The 1,087-nt window shown below is 50.9% G+C and carries 1 protein-coding gene; it reads right to left on the reverse strand.

Annotated elements, in window-relative coordinates; translation table 11 throughout:
• Positions 1-206: 206 nt before the first annotated feature.
• On the reverse strand, positions 207-911 hold the full coding sequence (locus OQ5_RS0104170; protein ID WP_016776291.1) for a DUF554 domain-containing protein: 705 nt from the start codon (positions 909-911) through the stop codon (positions 207-209).
• Between the last annotated feature and the right edge of the window lie 176 nt (positions 912-1,087).

The following is a 1,087-nucleotide window of genomic DNA, read 5'->3' on the forward strand; positions in this document are numbered from 1 at the left end:
GAATCTGTGTAATCTGTGGTGCACTCTCAACCTCAGTCTCAGCCTCAGCCTCAACCCCAGCCTCAGCCTCAACCTCAGCCTCAGCCTCAACCTTAGCCTCAACCTCAACCTCAGCCTCAACCTCAGCCTCAGCCTCAGCCTCAACCTCAGTCGCAGCCTTTAGACTCTAACTTCTCCCTTCTGCCTTCCATTTGTTTCTGGTTAGCTCAGAACAAAGCAAACGGGAAAATAGCAGCATATTTCATCCAGGCGAAAAGAACCACAAAAAGCAGCGAGGGCAAAAGATCGGTTACTTTAATTTTAGCCACATTCAGGATGTTCAGGCCAAGCCCGATCAGCAATACGCCTCCTGTGGCGGTCAATTCGTTTACAACCGACTGGGCAAAAAAATTGCCCAGCCACATGGACAGTAGGGTGATGCCCCCCTGGTAGATAAGTAGCGGTATTACCGAGAACAAAACACCTATCCCCATGGCCGCTGCCAGTGCCATTGACGAAAACCCGTCGAGTACCGATTTGGTGATGAGCAATTCAGGGCCGTTGCCAATGCCTTCTTCAATGGCCCCCAGAATGGTGAGCGATCCCATGCAGAACAACAGAAACGAAGTGATCAGTCCTTCGGTGAATCTTTCATCCTTGAAACGAAACCTGTGTTTGAGTCGCTCAGACAGTCCGCCCATCTTTTCTTCCAGTTTCAGGGCGCCCCCTGTAATGCCTCCAAATAGAAGCGATAAAACCACCACAAGTATCCATTGACTTTCGAGGAACATGGAAACTCCCAATCCTATCGTGAAAAGACCAATGCCTTGAAATACAACTGTTACAACTCTTCGGGGCAGACGGTGCCGGAAAATGACCCCCAGAACACTTCCGGCAACAACGGTTCCTACATTTACAAGGGTTCCTATCATGGGCTGCTTTCTTTAATGCCCTGCAAAAATAAGATACACAGGGTTAAGAAAAAAGAAAAACAGGAAAAATCGGTCGGCGGGGAGGGCAGAGGGCAGAGGGCAGAGGGCAGAGGGCAGTGGGGCAGTGGGGCATGGAGCATGGGGCAAGGGGCATGGGGCAAGGGGCAGAGGGTATG

Source organism: Anaerophaga thermohalophila str. Valhall, from assembly GCF_000250735.1.
Taxonomy (GTDB): Bacteria; Bacteroidota; Bacteroidia; order Bacteroidales; family Marinilabiliaceae; genus Anaerophaga; species Anaerophaga thermohalophila_A.

What these genes read in the sequence shown, in the direction of transcription:
- OQ5_RS0104170 (WP_016776291.1), bottom strand. Translation starts at nt 911, where the DNA reads ATGATAGGAACCCTTGTAAATGTAGGAACCGTTGTTGCCGGAAGTGTT.